Here is a 21,088-nt window from a genome sequence, read left to right as displayed (position 1 = left end):
GCTTCCTGCGGCGCTACTGAGCGTCCTACCCGCCTATGCTTGACCAGCAGAAAACCAAGATTGACCATGTAAGGATTATTCCTTACCATTCAATCAGCACATCCGGGAGAACGCTCATGCCTGCCATCCACGAAATCGCCACGTTGACCTCGAAGGGGCAGGTCACGCTGCCAAAATCCGTTCGCCAGCTACTGGGCATTGACACAGGTGGCAAAATTGCATTCGACGTACGCAACGGTGAAATCGTGGTCAGCCGCGTAGAAACCACCCACGAAGACCCTGCCATCGGTGCATTCCTGGGTTTGCTGGAGGCTGATATCCGAGGCGGCCGCAACCTCACCACTCTGCCGGAAGACTTGGCGCAAACCATGCTCGCCAACGCAAACCACTCCGTAAAACCTGGACGAAGATATCGACGGTGAGGTCGCGATCTGATGCTGCGACATGGCTGGACACTGTTGTTCCATGAAGGTGTGACGTTACAGCTACGCAAATTGCAAGAAGCGGCCGCCCGGGCCGAGCAGAACGACCCGCAAGGTTTTGAGAGCAACGCCAACGTCAAGCTGTTTCGGGCATTGAGCCATCTGATCATGGAGGCTGTGCCTGCCGATCCGGGCCGTGATGAGTTCCGCCAAGGCAATACGCTGGGCACCGCCTACCGACATTGGCGCCGTGCAAAAATCGGCAGGCGCTTTCGGCTGTTCTTTCGCTACGACTCAAGATCCAAGGTCATCGTCTATGCATGGGTCAACGACGAAAATACCCTACGCTCCGCAGGCAGCAAATCCGATCCCTACGCCGTATTCGAGAAGATGCTGGGCCGCGGCAACCCTCCTGATGACTGGGATGCGCTGACTGCTGCGACGCGTAGCGACTGGGACGAGCCCAAAGCATAAATTACGCAAGTGAGTGAGAGATTGCACGTTTGAAACCGATCCCTCCTCGTTGCGTCCACTGGAATCCACTCGTAGCTGCTGTTGAAAGGGGTACATCTGGGGTACAAATCCAGTTTCCCGTTCATAACCTTTTGACTTATATGGATGTCAAAATGTTCTTCGGGGATCCGGACAGCCTGTAGGTCGAAAGTCCCATTCGCGTGATCAAGCGCCGGTTCGGTAACGCGGTGCAACGGATCACGCTTATTGCGGTTTCGAGTCTGTGGATGGGGGGCAGCATTTTGTGGGTGCTGTACACCACCCTAGGCGCAACCTTTGTACCTGACGCAGTAACATGATCGCGCGCATGATGAATGAAGACTCAAGCCGCATCCACTGCGGCGAGACTACGATACTGTCCCTTGAAATACAGCAGTGGCTGCGCGGCGTCGGCGTCCTGCACGTTCAACGCCTTCACCTCGCCAATCACGATCAGGTGATCACCGGCAGCGTGTTCGGCGTGAATCTCACAATCGAGCCAGTGCAGGCTGCCGGCAATGATCGGGTTGCCCAGCGGCGACGTCTGCCAGTCGATGCCCTGCCACTTGTCTGTGCCACGCCGAGCGAACTGGCTGGAAATCCCGACCTGCTCGCCTGACAGGATATTGACCGCGAAACGGCCGGCCTGGCGAATTCCGGGATAGCTGGCCGAACTGGACATGACGCTGAACGACACCAGCGGCGGATTCATCGACACGCTGTAGAACGACTGGCAGGTAAAGCCAAGCGGTTCGCCATCACTGTGCGAGGTGATCACCGTGATGCCGGAGGCGTAATGCCCAAGCGCTTCGCGAAAGCGCAACGGCTCGATAGCCGTACAGGGGAGCGACATAGTAAGTCCTGAAGGTTAGGTGAAAGCCGCCAAAAATGGGAAAGGGCTGAAGCTGCATGCCCCGCCCTCCCACCTCGCGCTCGGTCTTACTTCGCGAGCTCTCGGCGTACGATCTCTGCACCTGCACTCAGTGCATTGAGCTTGCCGCGTGCCACGGCGCGTGGCAGCGGGGCCATGCCGCAGTTGGTGCACGGATAGAGCTTGTCGGCATCCACGAACTGAAGGGCCTTGCGCAGGGTGTTGGCTACTTCTTCCGGGGTTTCGATGGCATGGTTGGCCACGTCGATGGCCCCGACCATCACCTTCTTGCCACGGATCAGCTCGATCAGGTCCATCGGAACGTGGGAGTTGTGGCACTCCAGCGAGACGATGTCGATCTTGGATTTCTGCAGTTTAGGGAACGCCTCCTCATACTGGCGCCACTCCGAGCCCAGAGTCTTCTTCCAGTCGGTGTTGGCCTTGATGCCATAGCCGTAGCAGATGTGCACGGCCGTTTCGCACTTGAGGCCTTCGATCGCCCGCTCCAAGGTGGCAACGCCCCAATCATTCACTTCATCGAAGAAGACGTTGAAGGCGGGTTCGTCGAATTGGATGATGTCAACGCCGGCAGCCTCAAGCTCGCGGGCTTCCTCGTTGAGGATCTTGGCGAATTCCCAGGCCAGCTTTTCGCGGCTTTTATAGTGCGCGTCATACAGCGTATCGATCATCGTCATGGGGCCTGGCAGCGCCCATTTGATCGGCTGCGAGGTTTGCTGACGCAGGAACTTGGCGTCCTCCACGAACACCGGCTTCTGACGAGCCACGGCGCCCACGACCGTCGGAACACTCGCGTCGTAGCGGTCACGAATGCGGACGGTTTCACGCTTCTCGAAGTCGACGCCGTCGAGGTGCTCGATGAACGTGGTGACGAAATGCTGACGGGTCTGCTCACCGTCACTGACGATATCGATACCGGCGAGTTGTTGCTCGTGCAACGACAGACGCAATGCATCCTGCTTGCCCTCGGCCAGCGCCTCGTCTTGCAGTTTCCAGGGCGACCAGAGGGTTTCCGGCTGGGCCAGCCAGGACGGTTTGGGCAGGCTGCCGGCAGTCGAAGTGGGGAGTAGTTTTTTCATGACGCAAGGCCTTGTGTATTCGATCAATCAAACAGCGTAATGAGCGGACCACTGCTGCAGCACGGCGTGGTACGGCTTGATGAATTGTTCTTCGGCATACTTGCCTTGCTCTATGGCCAGACGGCTGCGCTCTTCGCGATCGTAGACAATTCGAGTCAACGAGTAGTCCTGGTGTTTCAGGCTGGGTTGATAGGACTTGCCTGCCGCCGAGTTCGCGTTGTAGATCTCGGGGCGGTAGATCTTCTGGAAGGTGTCCATCGTGCTGATGGTGCTGATCAGCTCGAGATTGGTGTAATCGCCCAGCAAGTCGCCGGCAAAGTAAAACGCCAGGGGCGCGACACTGTTCGGCGGCATGAAATAGCGCACCTTCAGGCCCATCTTGGCGAAGTACTCATCGGTCAATGAGTACTCATCCTGCTGGTATTCATGACCCAGGACCGGGTGCTGATTTTCAGTGCGCTGGTAGGTCTTGCTGCTCGAAACGCTCAGGCAGATGACCGGCGGCTTGTTGAAGTGTTCCTTGAAAGCGCTCGAATTCACGAAGCGCTTGAACAGTTTCCCGTGCAGCTCGCCAAACGCCTCCGGCGTACTGAAACCGGACTGCCCCTTGTTGTGCTCCAGCAACAGCACGCTGAAGTCATAGTCCCGCACGTAAGAGGAGAAATTGTTCCCGACAATGCCTTCGATGCGCTCGTTGGTCTTGTGGTCGACAATGCTGGTTTTCAGGATCTCAATCAACGGCAAGGCATCGCCTGCCTGTTCACCCGCGATCTTCATCTCGACGGAAACGATATCGAGCTCTACCGAATAACGGTCACCCTTGGGGTTGTCCCAATGCGCTAGGGCATTGAAGCGATTGTCGATCATCGCCAGCGTGTTGCGCAGATTCTGTTGGCGGCTCGCGCCCCTGGCCAGGTTGGCAAAGTTGGTGGTGATGCGGGTGTTGTCCGCGGGCAGATAATCTTCGTCGAAACGAATACTTTTAATGGCGAACGTGAAGGTTTTATTCATTGTGACCCGGCACCCTGATTCCCGAAGTAGATCCTGAAAAGTCTTCCTGCTTGCCCGGCTTCGAAGGAAAAATTCAATGGGGGGATTGTCAACAAGCGACCATCATGAGACAAACTCACTTTTTTTGAGATGATCTTTAATTTTTTTCACGATCAATCAAAGGCACCTGCGCACGATCCACGCCCTGCGCGATACCGATAGCCTGCACGACGCCGCTGCCCGCGCTGGAGCGCGGCGACCTAGCCAGCCAGACGCTGATCACCTACCCCATCGAGCGCCACCGCCTGGACATCTTCACTCGTTTTTTCGAACCCGAGGACATCGAGCCCGCGCAGGTGCGGACTTCGGAGCTGACGGTGATGATGATGCAGTTGGTCGCCTCGGGCCGCGGGGTGTGCTGCCTGCCCAACTGGACGCTGCACGAGTACAGCTAGCGTGGTTATGTGACCGCCAAGCGCCTGGGCGAAAATGGGTTGCAGGCCCGACTGTACGCCGCGATCCGCAGCGACATGCTGCAAGTGCCCTATGTCAGCGATTTCCTGCTGACGGCCAAGGACATTTCGTTTGCAACGCTGGAGGGGGTGAATGTCGTGTCGGGAATAGCGACATGAGGGTGCCGAGGCATGACCATTGTTCGCTGCCGGGGGATGGAAACCGGCCTGGGCTGGCGGTCCATCCCCTGAGCGCTCTCACATCTCGACCTGGGTCCCCAGTTCGATCACCCGGTTCAGCGGCAGCTTGAAGTACCGCAGGTTGCTGTTGGCATTCTTCAACAGGAAGGCGAACAAGTGCTCGCGCCACTTGGCCATGCCGATTCGCTTGGTCGGCACCACGGTTTCCCGGCTCAGGAAGTAGGTGGTGCGCATGGGGCTGAAGTCCAGCTCGGTCGTGCTGCTGTGGCTGAGGGCAAGGGGCACGTCGGGCTCCTCCATGAAGCCGAAGTGCAGGTTGACCCTGAAGAAGCCCTGGCCGAACGCCTCGACCTCGAAGCGCTTGTCCTGTGTCACCCGCGGCGAATCCTCCGACACCACTGTCAGCAGCACCACTTGCTCGTGCAGCACCTGGTTGTGCAGCAGGTTGTGCAACAGCGCGTGGGGCACCGCATCGGAGCGGGCGGTAAGGAACACCGCCGTGCCCTGCACGCGATGGGGCGGCTGCGCCTGCACGCTGGCGATGAACAAGGGCAGCGGCAAGGCGGTTTCATCCAGGCGCTCGACGATGATGCTGCGCCCGCGCTTCCAGGTGGTCATCAGCACGAACAGCGCCAGGCCGGCGATCACCGGGAAGGCGCCGCCCTGCAGGATCTTCGGCGCGTTGGCGGCGAAGTACAGGCCGTCCACCAGCAGAAAGCCCAGCAGCAAGGGAATCGCCAGCCAGCGCGGGGTCTTCCATAGCAACAGCACCACCGCCGAGGCCAGCAGCGTGGTGATCAGCATGGTGCCGGTCACCGCGACGCCGTAGGCCGCCGCCAGGGCGCTGGACGACTCGAAGCCGACCACCAGCAGCACCACGCCGACCATCAGCGCCCAGTTGACCATGCCGATATAGATCTGCCCCTGCTCTTCGCTGGAGGTGTGCTGGATGAACATGCGCGGCACATAGCCCAGCTGGATGGCCTGGCGGGTCAGCGAGAAGGCGCCGGAGATCACCGCCTGCGAGGCGATGATGGTGGCCAGGGTGGCCAGCGCGACCATCGGCAGCAGCGCCCACTCGGGGGCCAGCAGGTAGAACGGGTTACGCACCGCTGCCGGGTTGTCGAGGATCAGCGCACCCTGGCCGAAGTAGTTGAGCACCAGGCCCGGCAGCACCAGGATGAACCACGCGCGGGAAATCGGCTTGCGGCCGAAGTGCCCCATGTCGGCATAAAGCGCCTCGGCACCGGTCAAGGCCAGCACCACGGCACCCAAAATCGCCACGCCGATGCCCGGATGGGCGACGAAGAAGTGCGCCGCCCAGGACGGGTTCAGCGCCTGCAGCACCTCGGGCCGCTGCACGATGCCATGGATGCCTAGCGCCCCCAGCACCACGAACCACAGCACCATCACCGGCCCGAACAGGATGCCGATGCGCGCGGTGCCGTGCTTCTGGATGATGAACAGCCCGACCAACACCACCACCGCCAGGGGCACGACCCAGTGCTCAATGCCGTCGATGCCCAACTGCAGGCCCTCCACCGCCGACAGCACGGAGATGGCCGGGGTGATCATGCTGTCGCCGTAGAACAGCGCCGCGCCGAACAGCCCCAGCAGCACCAGCACCTTGCTCAGCCGCGGATAAGGACGTGCCGCCCGCCTGGCCAGCGCGGTCAGCGCCATGATCCCGCCCTCGCCCTGGTTGCTGGCGCGCAGGATGAACAGGACGTACTTTACCGAAACCACCCAGATCAACGACCAGAACACCAGCGACAGGATGCCCAGCACCCCCTCAAGGTTGGCCTGCACGCCGAAATGGCCGGAGAACACCTCCTTGAGCGTGTACAGGGGACTGGTGCCGATGTCGCCATAGACGACGCCGACGGCGGCGACCAGCAGGCCGACGCCCGTGCTTTTGTTGGCGTGGGACGGGTTTTCAACGGTTGCGGATTGGCTCACAGGTAACGTCTCGTCAGTATCGCGTAAACACTGAATGCGGGCAGGCAGGCTGGGGGGGCAGAAAAACCGCGCCAGTATCTTCTCAAGCTGCAAAGGCCGGCATAAAGAAAGCGTAAAGAAACGCCATTCCCCAATGAGCGCTCGACATCGGAGGAAGACTGCTGGCCACCTTGCGCTCCGTCGGCCAGGTCTCTCTTTTTACGCTTGAGTGCATCCAGATCCCGTTCTGGTGGGTATTCAACTCAGGGCAACAACTGAATGCCCTGCCATGCCCCCACCAGGAGATCGCTCGATGAACATCGCACACGTTTCGTTCCTGCCCGCCTGCGGCCTCGCCCTGGCCATGCTGCTGCAGACCGCCCACGCCCAGACCGGGGTCCCCGATGCCGTCAAGGTGCCGGACGGCCACAAGGTAGCGCTGGAAACCGTCGGTGTCGGCGAGATCACCTACGAATGCCGCGACAAGGCTGAGGCCCCCGGCCAGACCGAATGGACCTTCGTCGGACCGAAGGCCGTGCTCAAGGACCGGACCGGCAAGACCGTGGGCGATTACTTCGGCCCGCCCGCCACCTGGCAGGCCAAGGACGGCTCGAAGATCACCGGCACCCAGCTGGCCATCGCCCCGGCGGCCAAGGGTGACCTGCCGTTCCAGCTGGTCAAGGCCAACCCCGCCGAGGGCAAGGGCGCCATGAGTGGCATCAGCTTCGTCCAGCGCCTGGCCACCCGCGGCGGCGTCGCCCCGCAGACCGCCTGCACGGCGCAGAACAAGGGCGAGAAGCAGATCGTCAAGTACCAGGCTGACTACATCTTCTGGGCCGCCAACTGAGGCCCTGCGCGCCAGCCCCCTTGAGCTACGCTCATCGACAGTCCCCGGCCGACCGGCCGGGGCTTCCGGTAGCATGAGGATCGGCCCGACCTTGAACCTGCCCACGACACCATTTGACTACGAGCGCTGTCTCCAGGCCTGTGCCAGGGGCGATCGCGGCGCCCTGCAGGCGCTTTACGACCAGGAGGGTGCCCGGCTGCTCGGCGTGGCCCGGCGCATCGCCCGCGACCACGCCACCGCCGAGGACATCGTCCATGACGCCTTCATCCGCATCTGGACCCGCGCGGACAGCTTCGATCCGGCACGTGGCTCGGCGCGTGGCTGGGTGTACAGCCTGACCCGGCACCTGGCCCTGAATTTCATACGCGATACCCGCCGAGAAGTGGTGATCGACGATGTTGCCACCGTCGATATCGCGCCCTATCACGATGACATGACCTTGCAGGCCGATGCACCGAGGATTCACCGCTGCCTCGACCAGCTCGACGCCGCGCCGCGCAAGTGCATCCTGCATGCTTACGTCGACGGCTGCAGCCATGCCGAGATCGCCCGCCTGCTCGACACCCCGCTGGGCACGGTCAAGTCGTGGATCAAACGCAGCCTCAAGGCGCTGCGGGAGTGCATGGGATGACCAACGAGCCGGGTAACGAAAGCACCGATGACCTCGAGCAACTGGCCGGGGAGTACGTGCTAGGCACGTTGTCGGCCGAACAGCAGGAAACCGTGCTCAAGCGCCTGGACAGGGACCGTGCCTTGCGTGACGCCGTGGACGCCTGGGAGCAGCGACTGCTGGGCTTGAACGCGCTGGCCACGCCACTTGCGCCCAGTCCCCGACTGTGGCAACGGATCAACCGTAGCCTGGGCAACCGCCCTGCCCAGCCCTCATGGTGGCGACGCCTGGGGCTGTGGCAAGGGCTGGCCGGTGCCGGCCTTGCAGCCAGTCTGTTACTGGGTCTTGCACTGCTGACGGTACAGTCGCCTGCCACCACCTATATGGTCGTGCTGGTGGCGCCTGCCACCCAGGCACCTGGCTGGGTGGTCCAGGCCCGTGGCGCTGACCAGGTCCAGCTGATTCCCTTGGGCAAGTCCGAGGTCCCGGGAGGCAAGGTCCTGCAGTTCTGGACCAAGGGTGAACAGTGGCCGGCACCGATCTCGCTCGGGCTGATCAAACCTGGGGAGCAGGTCACCGTGCCGCTGGAGCGCCTGCCTGCGGTAGAGCCCAACCAGTTGTTCGAGCTGACCCTGGAGAATGCGGGTGGCTCTGCAAGCGGACGTCCGAACGGGCCTGTGCAGTTCATCGGGCGGGCGGTCAAAGTGCTCTGAATTGGCGTCCGGCTTCGAATCGCCGGGGCTGCTTTGCGGCCCTTTCGCGGCACAAGGCCGCTCCTACAGGGGGGCGCGATCGCCTGTAGGAGCGGCCTTGTGCCGCGAAAGGGTCGCAAAGCGACCCCGGGCATCTTGAATTAGAGCGGCCATATCCCAAAAAACGCAAAAACCTTGAAAGGGATGGCTCCAAGGGCCCACAGGGCTCCACCTCGGGTAGCCTTTTCGCCCGGGCAGGCAATACTTCCCTGTACAGGCGCGCATGTTGCGGGTAACGCGAGCCACGAGGAGGTGCGAGGTGAACAAACTATCAATCGTGGGTGCCGGTATCGTCGGTGAGGCAGCGGCCCAGGTCATCGCCCGGGACGCGCTCTGCCGTGAACTGGCGCTGATCGACGTCCAGGGTGAGCTGGCGCAGGGCAAGGCGCTGGATGTCTGGCAGGCGGCGGTGGAGTCCGGGTCCGATACCAAGGTGCACGGCGGGTCGGATGCGCAATTGCTGCAGGATTCCGACCTGGTGGTGATCACCGCGGGCGTACCGCGCAAGCCTGGCCAGTCGCGCCAGGATGTCCTGGCCATCAACCTGCCGATACTCGACGGCATCATGCGCGATGTGAAACAGCAGGCGCCGAGCGCGACGGTGCTGGTGGTGTCGAATCCGGTCGACGTGCTCACCTACCGGGCCTGGAGCCTGAGTGGACTGGGCCGCGACAAGGTGTTCGGCCAGGCGGGGGTGCTGGATACCGCGCGCATGAAATGTTTCATCGCCGAGCAGACCGGGTTTTCGGCACGGGATATCACGGCGCTGGTCCTGGGTGGGCACGGCGACAGCATGGTGCCTTTGATGCGTTATTGCATGGTCGGTGCGGTGCCGCTGGCGCACTTGCTGTCCAGTGAGCAGATCGAGCAGATCGTTGAGCGTACCCGTAAAGGTGGCGGCGAGATCCTTGCCCTGAAGAAGGTCGGCAGCGCCTGCGATGCGCCGGGCGTGGCGATCGCGCAGATGGTGGATGCGATTGCCAACGGGCGCAGCCGCATCCTGCCGGCGGTCGCGATTCTCGAGGGCGAGTACGGACGCACGGATATCGCCATGGGAGTGCCCTGCGTGCTCTCGGACGCGGGCATCACGCGGGTGATCGAGCTGCCGCTGGATGCGCAGGAACAGGCGATGTTCGACCGCTCCGCGGATCAGGTGGCGCGGGATATTGCGGAGATGAAGGCGCTGTAGGTAGCCATCACAGGTCCAAGGCGCCCCTGATCAACGCATCAAGCATGCCGGGCGCCTGAGGATCACACTCATCCAGCAGACACACCGGAATACCTTGCAACACAACCTGCGACGCCCCCAGCCCCTCGCCCACCAGCGCCAGCGGGCAAGCGATCTCCATCTGCAACGAACGCAGTCGTTTCGCCAAGGCCGCGCTTACCGGCCCCCGCACCGCAACCACCAGCACCGCCGGCTGGATTGCCCTGCACACCAGCGCCAGCTCCTCCAGCGGCTGGCCACACCCCAGCACCTCGATGCGTTGGCGCCGATCACTCAGCAGCAGGCCGGCACACAGCAACTGCAGCTCGGCCAGGCCCTCGGCGCCGGCCAGCAGCACCCGTGGCGCATCGGCCTGGTTCATGTGCAGGCGCAGCAGCAGACGGGCGCGCAGGAAAGTGTCCAGGAACAGCCACTGGCTGCGCTCGCCGAAAGCCTCACCTTCGGCCAGCTCGCGCCACACCGGCATGAACACCTCGTGCATCACCGAGGCCTTGGGCAACAGCGTGAACAGCTGCCCGTGAATGCCTTCCAGCGCCTGTGCGTCGAACGCCTTGGTCGCCCGGACAACGGCCTGGCGCCAGTCGTGAAAGGCATCGTCCTGCGCGGGGGGCGCTTCGGGCTGGCCGGCGAGCAACCCGCCAACCTTGCTGATAGGCACGCCATTGCCGGTCCAACGCAAAATGTCGCGAATGCGCTGGACATCCCTGGCCGTGTACAGCCGGTGCCCGCCTTCGGTGCGCTGCGGGCTGATCAGGCCATGGCGGCGCTCCCAGGCGCGCAACGTCACGGGGTTGATGCCGGTCAGGCTGACCACGTCGCGCATGGGCAGCAAGTCGAAGGAAGGGGCGTCGGTCATGGCCAGGGTTCGAATGGGTGAAGACACATTCTAACCCCATGGGTACCTGTTGCGGCGAGCCTGCTTGGGTCATCATGGTCGGCACACGCGCCCGAGGTTCTCGCACGGAAGCTACGCTGCGCATTCGCACACACGATCCGACAGGTGAGCTCCATGATCAACGCGAAACTCCTGCAACTGATGGTCGAGCAGTCCAACGATGGCATCGTCGTCGCCGAACAGGAGGGCAACGACAGCATTCTCATCTACGTAAACCCGGCCTTCGAACGGCTCACCGGCTACGCCACGGACGACATCCTCTACCAGGACTGCCGCTTTCTCCAGGGCACCGACCATGACCAGCCGGGCGTCGCCGCCATCGGCCAGGCGATCCGCGCCGGCCACCCCTGCCGCCAGGTGCTGCGCAACTACCGCAAGGATGGCAGCCCGTTCTGGAACGAGCTGTCGATTACCCCGGTGCGCAACGAAGCCGACCAACTGACCTACTACATCGGTATCCAGCGCGATGTCACGGCCCAGGTGGCCGCCGAGGAGAAAGTGCGTGAACTGGAAGCGGAGGTCGCGCGCTTGCGCGAGGCGCTGGCGGCAGCCGGACGCTGACGGCAAAAGCTGTACAAGAAGATTGTGTTTGTACAATTTTAGTCCTAGGCTTCAGCCATACCTGTACAACTCGCCATCGTTGTACAGGATTGCCCGGAGCCGCGCATGTCAGACTACCTGCAGCAGTTCGCCGAATGCTTCGCCCGCCTGCACCGGGGCAACCTGGACTCGCTGGAAAACCTGTACAGCGAAGATGTCAGCTTTCGCGACCCGCTGCACCGGGTCGATGGCCTGCCGGCCCTGAAGGCGTACTTCGCCCAGCTCTACGCCAACGCCCACGACATCCGCTATGCCTTCACCGGCGCCGACGAGGTCCGGCCCGGGCAGGGTTACCTGCGCTGGACCCTGCACTTTCGCCATCCACGCCTGGCCGGTGGCCGGCCCATCAGCCTGCAGGGCTGCAGCCATCTGCAATGGCAGCAGCGGGTACAGGTTCACCAGGATTACTTCGACGCCGGTGCCCTGCTCTATGAACATGTCCCGGTCATGGGCGGCGCCATCCGCTGGCTCAAGGGTCGGCTGGCATGAGCCGCTACTGGCTGACCGGCGCCAGCAGCGGCATCGGCGCGGCGCTGGCCGCGCAACTGCTGGAACAGGGGCACCAGGTAGCCTTGGGAGGCCGCTGCGCCGAGCGCCTGGCGCCCTTGGTCGAACGTTTTCCCGGGCAGGCGCTGGCGGCCCTTGGCGATATCGACGACCGCGAACGGCTGGCGTTGATCGCCGGGGAACTGCAGCAAGCCTGGGGCGCACTCGATGGCGTGATCCTCAACGCCGGGACCTGCGAATACCTGGAGCCGGGTCGATTCGACCCTGACCTGGTCGAGCGCGTGGTGCGCACCAACCTGCTGGGCCTGTGTCATTGCCTGGCCATCGCCCTGCCCTTGCTGCGCCGTGGCGAGCGCCCGCATGTGGTGGTGATGGGCAGTTCGGTGGCCTGGCTCGCCCTGCCCCGGGCCGGCGCCTATGGCGCATCCAAGGCCGCCGTGCGTTACCTGGTCGAATCGCTGCGCATCGACCTGGCCAATGAAGGCATCGATGTCACCCTGGTCAGCCCCGGCTTCGTCGATACGCCCCTGACCCGGCGCAACGACTTCCCCATGCCCCAGCGCTGGACGGCGCAGCGCGCCGCCCGCCATATCGCCCGGCGCCTGCCCGGGCGGCCGCTGGAAATCAACTTCCCTGCTGCGTTCACCCTGGTCCTGCGCCTGCTCGGCGCGCTGCCGCCGCGTTGGCGCCTGGCGCTGGGTCGACGCCTGGCAAGACGGCCACAGGAATAGCCCGCCATGCGCATCGCGATCATAGGCAGCGGCATCGCCGGCCTGACCTGCGCCCACCTGCTGTCGCGCCGCCACGAGGTCACGGTGTTCGAGGCCGACGACTGGATCGGCGGCCACACCCATACCGTCGAAGTGGCCTGGCGTGGCGAGCGCCACGCGGTGGATACCGGCTTCATCGTGTTCAACGACTGGACCTACCCGAATTTCATCCGCCTGCTCGACCAGCTCGGGGTCGCCTCGCGTCCGACCCAGATGAGCTTCTCGGTGCATGACCCGGACAGCGGCCTCGAATACAACGGCCACAACCTCGACACCCTGTTCGCGCAACGGCGCAACCTGCTGTCGCCGGGGTTCTGGGGCATGCTGCGCGACATCCTGCGCTTCAACCGCCAAGCCCTGGCCGAACTGGACGGCGGGCGCATCGATCCGTCCACCACCCTGGGCAGCTACCTCCAGGCACAGGGCTATGGCCGGCGCTTCGTCGAGCACTACATCGTGCCGATGGGCTCGGCGATCTGGTCGATGTCACGGGCGGACATGCTCGGTTTTCCCCTGCAGTTCTTCGTGCGTTTCTGTCGCAACCATGGGCTGCTCTCGGTGAACCGGCGTCCGCAGTGGCGGGTCATCGAGGGTGGTTCGCGCAGCTATGTCGCACCGCTGTGCCGACCGTTCGCCGAGCGCATTCGCCTGGCGTGCAAGGTCGACCGGGTGAGCCGCGACGAAGGCGGCGTCACCCTGCACGGCAAGGCCGGTAGTGAGCGCTTCGACAACGTGGTGTTCGCCTGCCACAGCGACCAGGCCCTGGCCCTGCTGGAAGCACCCAGCGCCCAGGAGCGCGCGGTGCTTGGGGCCATCACCTACGCCAGCAACGATGTGCTGCTGCACACCGACACCCGCCTGCTGCCGCGCCGGCGCAAGGCCTGGGCCAGCTGGAACTACCGCCTGGGCGGCCCCGAACAGGCCCCGGCCGCGCTGACCTATAACATGAACATCCTGCAGGGCATCCAGGCCCCGGTGACCTTCTGCGTCAGCCTCAACCAGACCTCACGTGTAGACCCGGCGCAGATCATCGCCCGCTACCAGTACGCCCACCCCCAATACAGCCTCGCCGCCACCGCCGCCCAGGCCCGCCATGCCGAGCTGCAGGGCCAGCACCACAGCTACTACTGCGGCGCCTACTGGGGCAACGGCTTTCACGAAGACGGCGTGGTCAGTGCGCTCAAGGTCGCCGAACACTTCGGAGAGCAATTGTGAACAGCAGCCTGTGCCCGGGCTGGGTCAGCCATCGGCGCCTGGGGCGCCGGCCGCATGCCTTCCGCTACCGGATCGGCATGTTCTACCTGGACCTCGACGAGCAGGCCCGGCTGCTGGGCCTGTCGCGCTGGGTGGGGCGCTGGCGACTGGCGCCCCTGAGCTGGCGCGAGACCGACTACCTGCCGGCGTTGACCGGCAAGGGCGAGCCGCTGGCCCAGGCCGCCCGCCGACTGGTCGGCCAGGCCACCGGCCAGGTTCCCGAAGGCCCGGTGCGCCTGCTGACACAGTTGCGCAGTTGGGGGCTGTCGTTCAATCCGGTGAGCCTGTACTTCTGCCATGACCGCGACGAGCAGTTGGCGGCGATTCTGCTGGAAGTGCGCAACACGCCGTGGCGCGAGCGCTTCCACTATGTGCTGCCGGTGCGGGACGGCCTCGAGCAACCGTTCACCATGGCCAAGGCCTTCCACGTATCGCCCTTCCTGCCGATGGCCATGGACTACCGCCTGCACTTCCATCTGGATACGCAGCGGATTCACGTGCACATGGAGAACTGGCAAGACGGCCAGAAGGTCTTCGAAGCCGACCTCGCCGTGCGCCGCCAGCCGCTGGACCGCGCCGCGCTGCATCGCTACCTGCTGTCCTTCCCCTGGATGAGCCTGCGCACCGTCTCGGCCATCTACTGGCAAGCACTGCGCCTGTTGTTCAAGCGTGTCCCCGTTCACGACCATACCGCCAGCCAGGGCACCCTGGCGCTCGGCCATCGCCGCGAGGAGCCCGACCATGTCGAACCCCACCCTGAGCGTTAGCAAATCCGCAGGCCTCACACCGCTATTGGGTGGACTGGCCCGCAGCGCGGTGCTGGCGCAACTGGGCAAGCTACGCCACGGCCACCTGCGGCTGCGCGAGCGGGGACGGCAATGGAGCTTCGGCGACACCGACAGCCCGTTGCAGGCCGAAGTGGAGATCCTTGAAGGCGCGGCCTGGAACCTGGTGGCCGGCAATGGCTCGATCGGTGCCGGCGAAGCCTACATCCATGGCTACTGGCACAGCCCGGACCTGGCGGCCGTGACCCGGCTGTTCGTGGCCAACCTGGAGGTATTGGACGCCCTGGAGGGTGGCCTGGCGCGTCTGGGTCGCCCCCTGCTGCGCCTGCTGCATCGCCTGAACCGCAACAACCGGCGCGGCGCCAAACGCAATATCCTGGCCCACTACGACCTGGGCAACGTCCTGTTCGAACACCTGCTCGACCCGACCATGATGTACTCGGCGGCCCAGTTCGAGCACCCCGAGCAACCCCTGGAGCAGGCCCAGTTGAACAAGCTGGAGCAGATCTGCCGCAAGCTCGAACTGGGTGCACAGGATCACCTGCTGGAGATCGGCAGCGGCTGGGGCAGCCTGGCGATCCACGCCGCGACCCGGCATGGCTGCCGGGTCACCACCACGACGCTCTCCGAGGCCCAGTATGCGTTCACCCTCCAGCGCGTCCAGGCATTGGGGTTGGAACACCGTGTGACGGTGTTGCGCCAGGACTATCGCGACCTGCAAGGCAGCTTCGACAAGCTGGTGTCTATCGAGATGATCGAAGCCGTCGGCCACCGCTACCTGCCCGTGTACTTTCGCCAGTGCGCCACGCTGCTCAAGCCCGACGGGCTGATGCTCCTGCAGGCCATCACCATCCGCGACCAGCGCTATGCCCAGGCCCGTCGCTCGGTGGACTTCATCCAACGCTACATCTTCCCCGGCGGCGCCCTGCCGTCGCTGAGCGTGCTGCTCGACACCGCCAGCCGCCAGACAGGGCTGAACCTCGTGCACCTGGAGGACTTCGGCCTGGACTACGCCCGCACCCTGCGTCATTGGCGCGACAACCTGCGCCAGGCACGTGGTGTGCTGGCGGCGCTCGGCTACGACGAAATGTTCCAGCGCCTGTGGGAGTACTACCTGTGCTACTGCCAGGGCGGATTCGAGGAACGCGCCATCGGCGTCGCCCAGTTGCTGTGGGCAGCTCCCCTGGCACGCCGCGCCCCGTTGCCCGGGCACTGACCCATGCGCCGTGGCTGGCTGATCGCCAATGCCCTGTGGCTGCAGGCCGGCTGGTGGCTGTGCGTGCTCGGCGCGCGATGGCCCGGGTTGCTGCTGGTGGTGCCGCCGGTCATGGCGGTGCATGTATACCTGTGCCGGGATCGCCCTGGCGAGGCTTGGGCGCTACTGCGCGTGACGCTGGCCGGCTGCCTGGTGGACAGCCTGCTGGGCGCGATTGGCGTGTTTACTTTCGACAGCCGTCCGCTCCCCCTGTGGCTGGCTTTGATGTGGCTGGTGTTGGCCAGCGGCCTGCGCCATAGCCTGGCCTGGGCCGGCCGACCGTTCTGGCGCGGGGCACTGCTCGGCGCTTTGGGCGGACCGCTGGCCTATCTGGCCGGTGCCCGGTTGGCGCAGGTCGACCTGCCGTTGGGCGCAATCACCACCGCCCTGCTGCTGGCGCCGATCTGGGCGCTGCTGCTGCCCTCGCTGGTGCGCCTGGCCGCGTGGCGCTGAGTGGCGACATCGATTGTCCTAATGCCCTGCGTGCAATGCTAATTTCAATCGTCCCCGGTGAACCCTCTAGACTGCCCGCTCACCACCCCAGGAGCCCACACGATGCATGGCGAAACCTCGATTGAAAAACTCCTCCAGTCCATGAGTCCCCTACTCAATGAGGGCGAGTATGTCTTTGCCACAGTCACCGACACCTCACAGCTGCAAGACCTGAACATCATCGGCAGTTTCAGGGAGCGCGAAGGCTGGACGGTCATCCTGGAGCGAACGGTCGCGGACGCGATGCAGCTGCCCTACACCTACGTGTGCGCCTGGATCACCCTGACCGTCCACTCTTCCCTCGAGGCCGTGGGCCTGACTGCGGCGTTCGCCACCGCGCTGGGTAAAGCAGGTATCAGCTGCAACGTGGTGGCGGCCTATTACCATGACCACATCTTTGTCGGTGTCGACGACGCCCAGAGCGCCATGGCGGTGTTGAAGGCGCTGTCAGACAACGCTGGATAACCATACGTCAGGTTCACCGCCCGCCTGGGGCACCAGCCCTGCGCGGCTGTTCATCCAGGGTTAAGGATATATCGCGGGGCAAGCCCGCTCCCACGCGATTCGTGGGAGCGGGCTTGCCCCGCGATGGGTCATCAACGCTTTGCCACCATCCCCGCCACCCGATCCACCGCAATACGGGTCTTCTCCACCAGCTCATCCAGCTCGCCTCGGCTGGCCACCAGCGCCGGCGCCATGATCATGCGCCCCAGGGTGGAGCGAATGATCACCCCCTCTTCAAAGCCGAACGTGCGGCACTGCCAGGCCAGGTCGTTCTCATTGGCGAAACGCCTGCGCGTGGCCTTGTCCTCGACGAACTGCAACGCCGCCACCAACCCGGCGCCCTGCACCTCGCCGATCAGCGGATGATCAGCGAACACCTCGCGCAGGATGCGCTGCAGGTACGGTCCGGTGTCTTCCTTGACCTGGCGCACAATGCCTTCGTCGCGCAGGGCCTTGAGGTTGGCCACCGCCACCGCTGCTGCCACCGGGTGACCGGAATAGGTCAGGCCGTGGGCGAATACCCCGCCCCGCTCCACCAGCGCCTCGGCGATGCGCTTGCTCAGCACCAGCCCGCCCATGGGCACGTAGCCACTGGTCAGGCCCTTGGCGATGGACAGGGTGTCGGGCTCGAAACCGAAGTGCTGGTGGGCAAACCATTCGCCGGTGCGACCAAAACCGCCGATCACCTCGTCGGCGCACAGCAGCACATCGTACTGGCGGCAGATGCGCTGGATTTGGGGCCAGTAGCTCTCGGGCGGGAAGATCATGCCGCCGGCGCCCTGGAACGGCTCGGCAATGAAACCGGCAACGTTCTCGGCGCCCAGCTCGAGGATCTTCTCCTCCAGTTGCAGGGCGCAGCGTCGGCCGAACTCGGCCGGGGTCAGCTCGCCGCCCGCGGCGAACCAGTACGGCTCGTCGATATGCGCAACGTCCGGGATCAGCCCGCCCATCTCGTGCATGAACTTCATCCCGCCCAGCGCCGTGGCCGCCAGGGTCGAGCCGTGGTAGCCATTCCAGCGGCCGATCATGATCTTCTTGCTCGGCTGGCCGACCACCTGCCAATAGCGACGCACAGTGCGGATCAGCACCTCGTTGGCCTCGGAGCCGGAGTTGGTGTAGATGGCGTGGCTGTAGTGGCCCGGCAGCAGTCTGAACAGCAGCTCGGACAGTTCGATCACCGCCGGGTGGGTGGTGTGGAAGAACATGTTGTAGTACGCCAGCTGGTCCATCTGCGCGGCGGCGGCGGCGGTCAGGTCCTTGCGGCCATAGCCGAGCTGGGTGCACCACAGGCCGGACATGCCGTCCAGGTAGCGGCGGCCGTCGTTGTCCCACAGGTACAGGCCTTCACCCCGGGTGATGACCCGTGGCCCCTCGGCGTTGAGCGCCTTCTGGTCGAGGAAGGCGTGGATGTGGTGGGCGGCGTCGCTGGCCTGGTAGTCGCGGGTGTCGCGTTTGGGCGCAAAAGGTGCGTTCATTGTTGTTCTCCTCGGGTGAATGTCAGCGCAGCTGGATCCAGGTGGTCTTGAGCTGGGTGTACTTGTCGAACGAATGCAGCGAGAGGTCGCGGCCAAAGCCCGACTGGCGCCCGCCGCCGAACGGCACGGTCACGTCCAGGGCGTCGACGGTGTTGACCGACACCGTGCCGGCCTTGAGCCGCCGGGCCACGCGGTGGGCGCGGTTGAGGTCGTCGCTCCAGACCGACGCGGCCAGGCCGTAGACGCTGTCGTTGGCCAAGGCGATGGCCTGCTCCTCGTCGTCGAAGGCGCTGACCGCCAGTACCGGGCCGAAGATCTCCTCGCGGGCCAGGGCCATGTCCTGGCGCACATCGGTGAAGATCGTTGGCGTGATGAAGTTCTGCGAGCCGTTGACACTCAGCCGCTCGCCGCCGCACAGCAGGCGCGCGCCCTCGGCCCGGCCCTGGGCGATGGCCGCCTCGATGCGCGCGGCCTGCCCTGCATCGACGATGGCGCCGGCGCGGCTGGCCGGATCCAGCGGGTCGCCCGGCAGCCACTCACGGGCCTGGCGCAGCAGGCGCTCGACGAACTCGTCATGGATCGAGCGCTGCACATACAGCCGCGAGTTGGCCGAGCACACCTCGCCCTGGTTGAAGAAGATGCCGAACGCCGCCTTCTGCGCCGCCAGGTCGAGGTCGCGGCAGTCGTCGAACACCAGGTTCGGGCTCTTGCCGCCGCATTCGAGCCACACCTGCTTGAGGTTGGACTGCGCCGAGTACTGCATGAAGTACTTGCCCACCTGGGTGGAGCCGGTGAACACCAGGCAGTCCACGTCCGGGTGCAGCCCCAGGGCGCGGCCCGCGGTTTCACCCAGGCCCGGCACCACGTTGAGCACGCCTTCCGGCAACCCCGCCTGCAATGCAAGCTCCGCCAGGCGCAGGGCCGAGAATGGCGACTGCTCGGCGGGCTTGAGCACCACGCTGTTGCCTGCGGCCAGTGCCGGGGCGACCTTCCAGGCGGCCATGTCCAACGGGAAGTTCCACGGCACCACCGCGCCGATGACGCCCAGCGCCTCGCGGCTGATCATTGCCACGGCGCTGGCGGCGGTCGGCGCGACCTGGTCGTAGAGCTTGTCCAGCGCCTCGCCATACCAGGCGAACACATGCGCAGCACCGGGCACGTCGATGCTGTAGGCGTCCATCACCGGTTTGCCCATGTTCAGCGAGTCAAGCAGCGCCAGTTCCTCGCGGTGGGCCAGCATCAGCTCGGCCAGGCGCAGCAGCACGCGCTTGCGCTCGGCCGGCGCCATGCGTGCCCAGGGCCCGTGCTCGAAGGCGCGACGGGCTGCGCGCACCGCCTGATCGATCTCGTGGTCGGCGCAGGCGGCGACCTGGGCCAGGCACTGCTCGGTCGCCGGATTGATGGCGGCGAAGGTGGCGCCGTCACGGGCCGCCACCGGGCGGCCGTCGATCAACGCGGTGGTGATGAAGCTTTGCCGTGCAGCGCGCTGCTGCCAATCGCTTTTCGTATGCACGCAGGTCTCCCCTCCGGCCACACGCGGGGCCGGTGATTGTCGTTGTCTGGATGAGGTGAAACGGTGGTTCAGCGCCGCCGCAGGTAGCTTTCCAGTGGGTCCTTGCTCAGGCCTTCCTGGGCCTGGGCCAGCGAGGCGATGAACAGCGAGAACAGCTCGGCCTGGGTGGCGATGTCGAGCTTGGCGTAGAGGTTCTTGCGGTGGGTCTTGACGGTGTCCTCACTGATCCCCAGGCGCTCGGCCAGCGAGCGCGTGGAATGGCCGCGCAGCAGGTATTGGGCGATATGGCATTCACGCTCGGTGAGCAGGGATGAGCCGAAATTGTTCAGCGCGGCGTTGATCTGCCGCCCCAGCGCGCTCTCGAAGCGTCCGCCCAGGGCCTCGGCATCCAACTGCCCCCAGTGTCGGCGCACCACTGCCACCACCCAGGCGGCAACGCACTTGAGCTCGGCCACCTGGCGACTGCCCAGGCGCCGGGTGCTGCCCAGGGCCACGGCGATGGACAGCTGGGCGTCCAGCGGCACCAGGTAGTTGAGCTCGTCCTCCAGGTGGGCATGCTGGTAGAAGGAGGTGTAGTACTCGCTGCGCTTGAAATGATCGGGCGCGACATCGCTCAGGCGGTAGCAGCCGGCGGGCATGCCGTCCATGCAGGCGCGGTAGAACGGGCACAGCAGGTAGTAGCCTTCGAGGTACTTCTGCACATTGCCCTCGGGCAGCCAGGGCCCCTCGTCGTCCTTGGCGAACAGCGCCGACGGCAAGCCCTTGCGCGGGTACAGGAACACCGTGATGGCCTGGCACGGCGCCAGCTGGTTGAGGGCAGCGAACAACGCCTCGACGAAGCCGGGCGTGCCAATGGCGTCGACCACGCGGGCCATCTGCGCGTACCAGTCGGGCGAATTCAGCTGGGCGTTGCTCATTGTTGTTGTCCCCGCCAGGGTGAGTGCTGGGCGGGATTGTTTCATGGGGGGGACGGGGCGGCTATCACCCTTCGGGGTGAGGAGCCAGTCTCAATTGCTGCACGTCCCCCTGTAGGAGCGGCCCTTTCGCGGCACAAGGCCGCTCCTACAGGGGGCGTGGAGTTGCTACAGTGCTGCATCAGACTTGGAATGCGCATGGCGACAAAAATGCAGGGTAACCC

General features: G+C 64.6%; 21 protein-coding genes and 2 pseudogenes. 15 read left to right on the top strand and 8 right to left on the bottom strand.

Annotated elements, in window-relative coordinates; genetic code table 11:
• Positions 1-116: 116 nt before the first annotated feature.
• Together ACZ899_RS04935 and ACZ899_RS04930 are read left to right on the top strand one after the other, a co-directional pair.
• Positions 117-435, top strand: a pseudogene (locus ACZ899_RS04935) (type II toxin-antitoxin system PrlF family antitoxin).
• Positions 435-896, top strand: a complete 462-nt coding sequence (locus ACZ899_RS04930) for a type II toxin-antitoxin system YhaV family toxin (protein ID WP_156859478.1) — start codon at positions 435-437, stop codon at positions 894-896. Before ACZ899_RS04935 ends, ACZ899_RS04930 begins: the two are co-directional and overlap by 1 nt.
• Positions 897-1,257: 361 nt before the next feature.
• Here the strand turns inward: ACZ899_RS04930 and ACZ899_RS04925 are convergent, their stop codons facing one another.
• The 3 genes from ACZ899_RS04925 to ACZ899_RS04915 all read right to left on the bottom strand — a co-directional run bounded on the left by ACZ899_RS04925 (position 1,258) and on the right by ACZ899_RS04915 (position 3,893).
• Positions 1,258-1,767 (bottom strand): flavin reductase family protein, encoded by a 510-nt coding sequence (locus tag ACZ899_RS04925; protein WP_234562592.1) that lies wholly within the window; start codon positions 1,765-1,767, stop codon positions 1,258-1,260.
• 86 nt (positions 1,768-1,853) lie between these two features.
• Positions 1,854-2,882 carry a methionine synthase gene (locus ACZ899_RS04920; protein WP_234562591.1) on the bottom strand — a complete coding sequence of 343 codons (1,029 nt, stop codon included), beginning with the start codon at positions 2,880-2,882 and terminating at the stop codon, positions 1,854-1,856.
• A 27-nt stretch (positions 2,883-2,909) separates the two neighbouring features.
• Positions 2,910-3,893 carry a DUF1852 domain-containing protein gene (locus ACZ899_RS04915; protein ID WP_234562590.1) on the bottom strand — a complete coding sequence of 328 codons (984 nt, stop codon included), beginning with the start codon at positions 3,891-3,893 and terminating at the stop codon, positions 2,910-2,912.
• 236 nt (positions 3,894-4,129) lie between these two features.
• On the opposite strand from ACZ899_RS04915, the pseudogene ACZ899_RS04910 reads away from it, so the two are divergent.
• Positions 4,130-4,504: pseudogene (locus tag ACZ899_RS04910) on the top strand (LysR substrate-binding domain-containing protein); the annotation flags it as partial.
• A 78-nt stretch (positions 4,505-4,582) separates the two neighbouring features.
• On the opposite strand, the gene ACZ899_RS04905 reads toward ACZ899_RS04910, so the two are convergent.
• Entirely contained in the window at positions 4,583-6,484 is a 1,902-nt protein-coding gene (locus ACZ899_RS04905) for a potassium transporter Kup (protein WP_234562589.1), read from the bottom strand.
• A gap of 292 nt (positions 6,485-6,776) precedes the next feature.
• On the opposite strand from ACZ899_RS04905, the gene ACZ899_RS04900 reads away from it, so the two are divergent.
• The 4 genes from ACZ899_RS04900 (at position 6,777) to ACZ899_RS04885 (ending at position 9,861) form a co-directional block, all read left to right on the top strand.
• Positions 6,777-7,310, top strand: coding sequence for a DUF3455 domain-containing protein (locus tag ACZ899_RS04900; RefSeq protein WP_234562588.1), 534 nt, complete (start codon positions 6,777-6,779; stop codon positions 7,308-7,310).
• Between the two features lie 91 nt (positions 7,311-7,401).
• Complete coding sequence (locus ACZ899_RS04895; RefSeq protein WP_234562587.1) at positions 7,402-7,941, top strand: sigma-70 family RNA polymerase sigma factor; 540 nt, start codon at positions 7,402-7,404, stop codon at positions 7,939-7,941.
• Positions 7,938-8,633, top strand: a complete 696-nt coding sequence (locus ACZ899_RS04890) for an anti-sigma factor (RefSeq protein WP_234562586.1) — start codon at positions 7,938-7,940, stop codon at positions 8,631-8,633. Before ACZ899_RS04895 ends, ACZ899_RS04890 begins: the two co-directional genes overlap by 4 nt.
• A 298-nt stretch (positions 8,634-8,931) precedes the next feature.
• A complete protein-coding gene (locus ACZ899_RS04885) occupies positions 8,932-9,861 on the top strand; it encodes a malate dehydrogenase (RefSeq protein ID WP_234562585.1) in 930 nt (309 codons plus the stop codon).
• 7 nt (positions 9,862-9,868) lie between these two features.
• On the opposite strand, the gene ACZ899_RS04880 is transcribed toward ACZ899_RS04885, so the two are convergent.
• Positions 9,869-10,756: a MerR family transcriptional regulator gene (locus ACZ899_RS04880; protein WP_232857232.1), complete on the bottom strand. Its 888-nt coding sequence runs from the start codon at positions 10,754-10,756 to the stop codon at positions 9,869-9,871.
• A 153-nt stretch (positions 10,757-10,909) separates the two neighbouring features.
• Here ACZ899_RS04880 and ACZ899_RS04875 point away from each other — a divergent pair, with 153 nt between their 5' ends.
• From ACZ899_RS04875 to ACZ899_RS04840, 8 genes are all read left to right on the top strand, one after another.
• Positions 10,910-11,356 carry a PAS domain-containing protein gene (locus ACZ899_RS04875; RefSeq protein ID WP_050705354.1) on the top strand — a complete coding sequence of 149 codons (447 nt, stop codon included), beginning with the start codon at positions 10,910-10,912 and terminating at the stop codon, positions 11,354-11,356.
• Between the two features lie 105 nt (positions 11,357-11,461).
• A complete protein-coding gene (locus ACZ899_RS04870; protein WP_232857234.1) occupies positions 11,462-11,884 on the top strand; it encodes a nuclear transport factor 2 family protein in 423 nt (140 codons plus the stop codon).
• Positions 11,881-12,633: an SDR family NAD(P)-dependent oxidoreductase gene (locus ACZ899_RS04865; protein ID WP_234562584.1), complete on the top strand. Its 753-nt coding sequence runs from the start codon at positions 11,881-11,883 to the stop codon at positions 12,631-12,633. Before ACZ899_RS04870 ends, ACZ899_RS04865 begins: the two co-directional genes overlap by 4 nt.
• A gap of 6 nt (positions 12,634-12,639) precedes the next feature.
• Positions 12,640-13,887: an NAD(P)/FAD-dependent oxidoreductase gene (locus ACZ899_RS04860; protein WP_234562583.1), complete on the top strand. Its 1,248-nt coding sequence runs from the start codon at positions 12,640-12,642 to the stop codon at positions 13,885-13,887.
• Entirely contained in the window at positions 13,884-14,693 is an 810-nt protein-coding gene (locus ACZ899_RS04855) for a DUF1365 domain-containing protein (RefSeq protein ID WP_234562582.1), read from the top strand. Before ACZ899_RS04860 ends, ACZ899_RS04855 begins: the two co-directional genes overlap by 4 nt.
• A complete protein-coding gene (locus ACZ899_RS04850) occupies positions 14,668-15,927 on the top strand; it encodes an SAM-dependent methyltransferase (protein WP_234562581.1) in 1,260 nt (419 codons plus the stop codon). The genes ACZ899_RS04855 and ACZ899_RS04850 overlap by 26 nt, the downstream gene beginning before the upstream one ends.
• Before the next feature lie 3 nt (positions 15,928-15,930).
• Positions 15,931-16,419, top strand: coding sequence for a DUF2878 domain-containing protein (locus ACZ899_RS04845; protein WP_186712405.1), 489 nt, complete (start codon positions 15,931-15,933; stop codon positions 16,417-16,419).
• A gap of 102 nt (positions 16,420-16,521) precedes the next feature.
• Positions 16,522-16,923, top strand: a complete 402-nt coding sequence (locus ACZ899_RS04840) for an ACT domain-containing protein (RefSeq protein ID WP_234562580.1) — start codon at positions 16,522-16,524, stop codon at positions 16,921-16,923.
• Between the two features lie 131 nt (positions 16,924-17,054).
• On the opposite strand, the gene ACZ899_RS04835 is transcribed toward ACZ899_RS04840, so the two are convergent.
• The 3 genes from ACZ899_RS04835 to ACZ899_RS04825 form a co-directional block, all read right to left on the bottom strand.
• Positions 17,055-18,437, bottom strand: coding sequence for an aspartate aminotransferase family protein (locus tag ACZ899_RS04835; protein WP_234562559.1), 1,383 nt, complete (start codon positions 18,435-18,437; stop codon positions 17,055-17,057).
• A 22-nt stretch (positions 18,438-18,459) separates the two neighbouring features.
• Positions 18,460-19,950, bottom strand: coding sequence for an aldehyde dehydrogenase (locus ACZ899_RS04830; RefSeq protein WP_234562560.1), 1,491 nt, complete (start codon positions 19,948-19,950; stop codon positions 18,460-18,462).
• A gap of 68 nt (positions 19,951-20,018) precedes the next feature.
• Positions 20,019-20,867 (bottom strand): helix-turn-helix transcriptional regulator, encoded by an 849-nt coding sequence (locus ACZ899_RS04825; RefSeq protein ID WP_232857244.1) that lies wholly within the window; start codon positions 20,865-20,867, stop codon positions 20,019-20,021.
• Positions 20,868-21,088: the final 221 nt, after the last annotated feature.

The sequence above is a fragment of the Pseudomonas sp. TE31087 genome (assembly GCF_057284075.1).
This window is presented reverse-complemented; position numbering and strand designations above follow the sequence as displayed.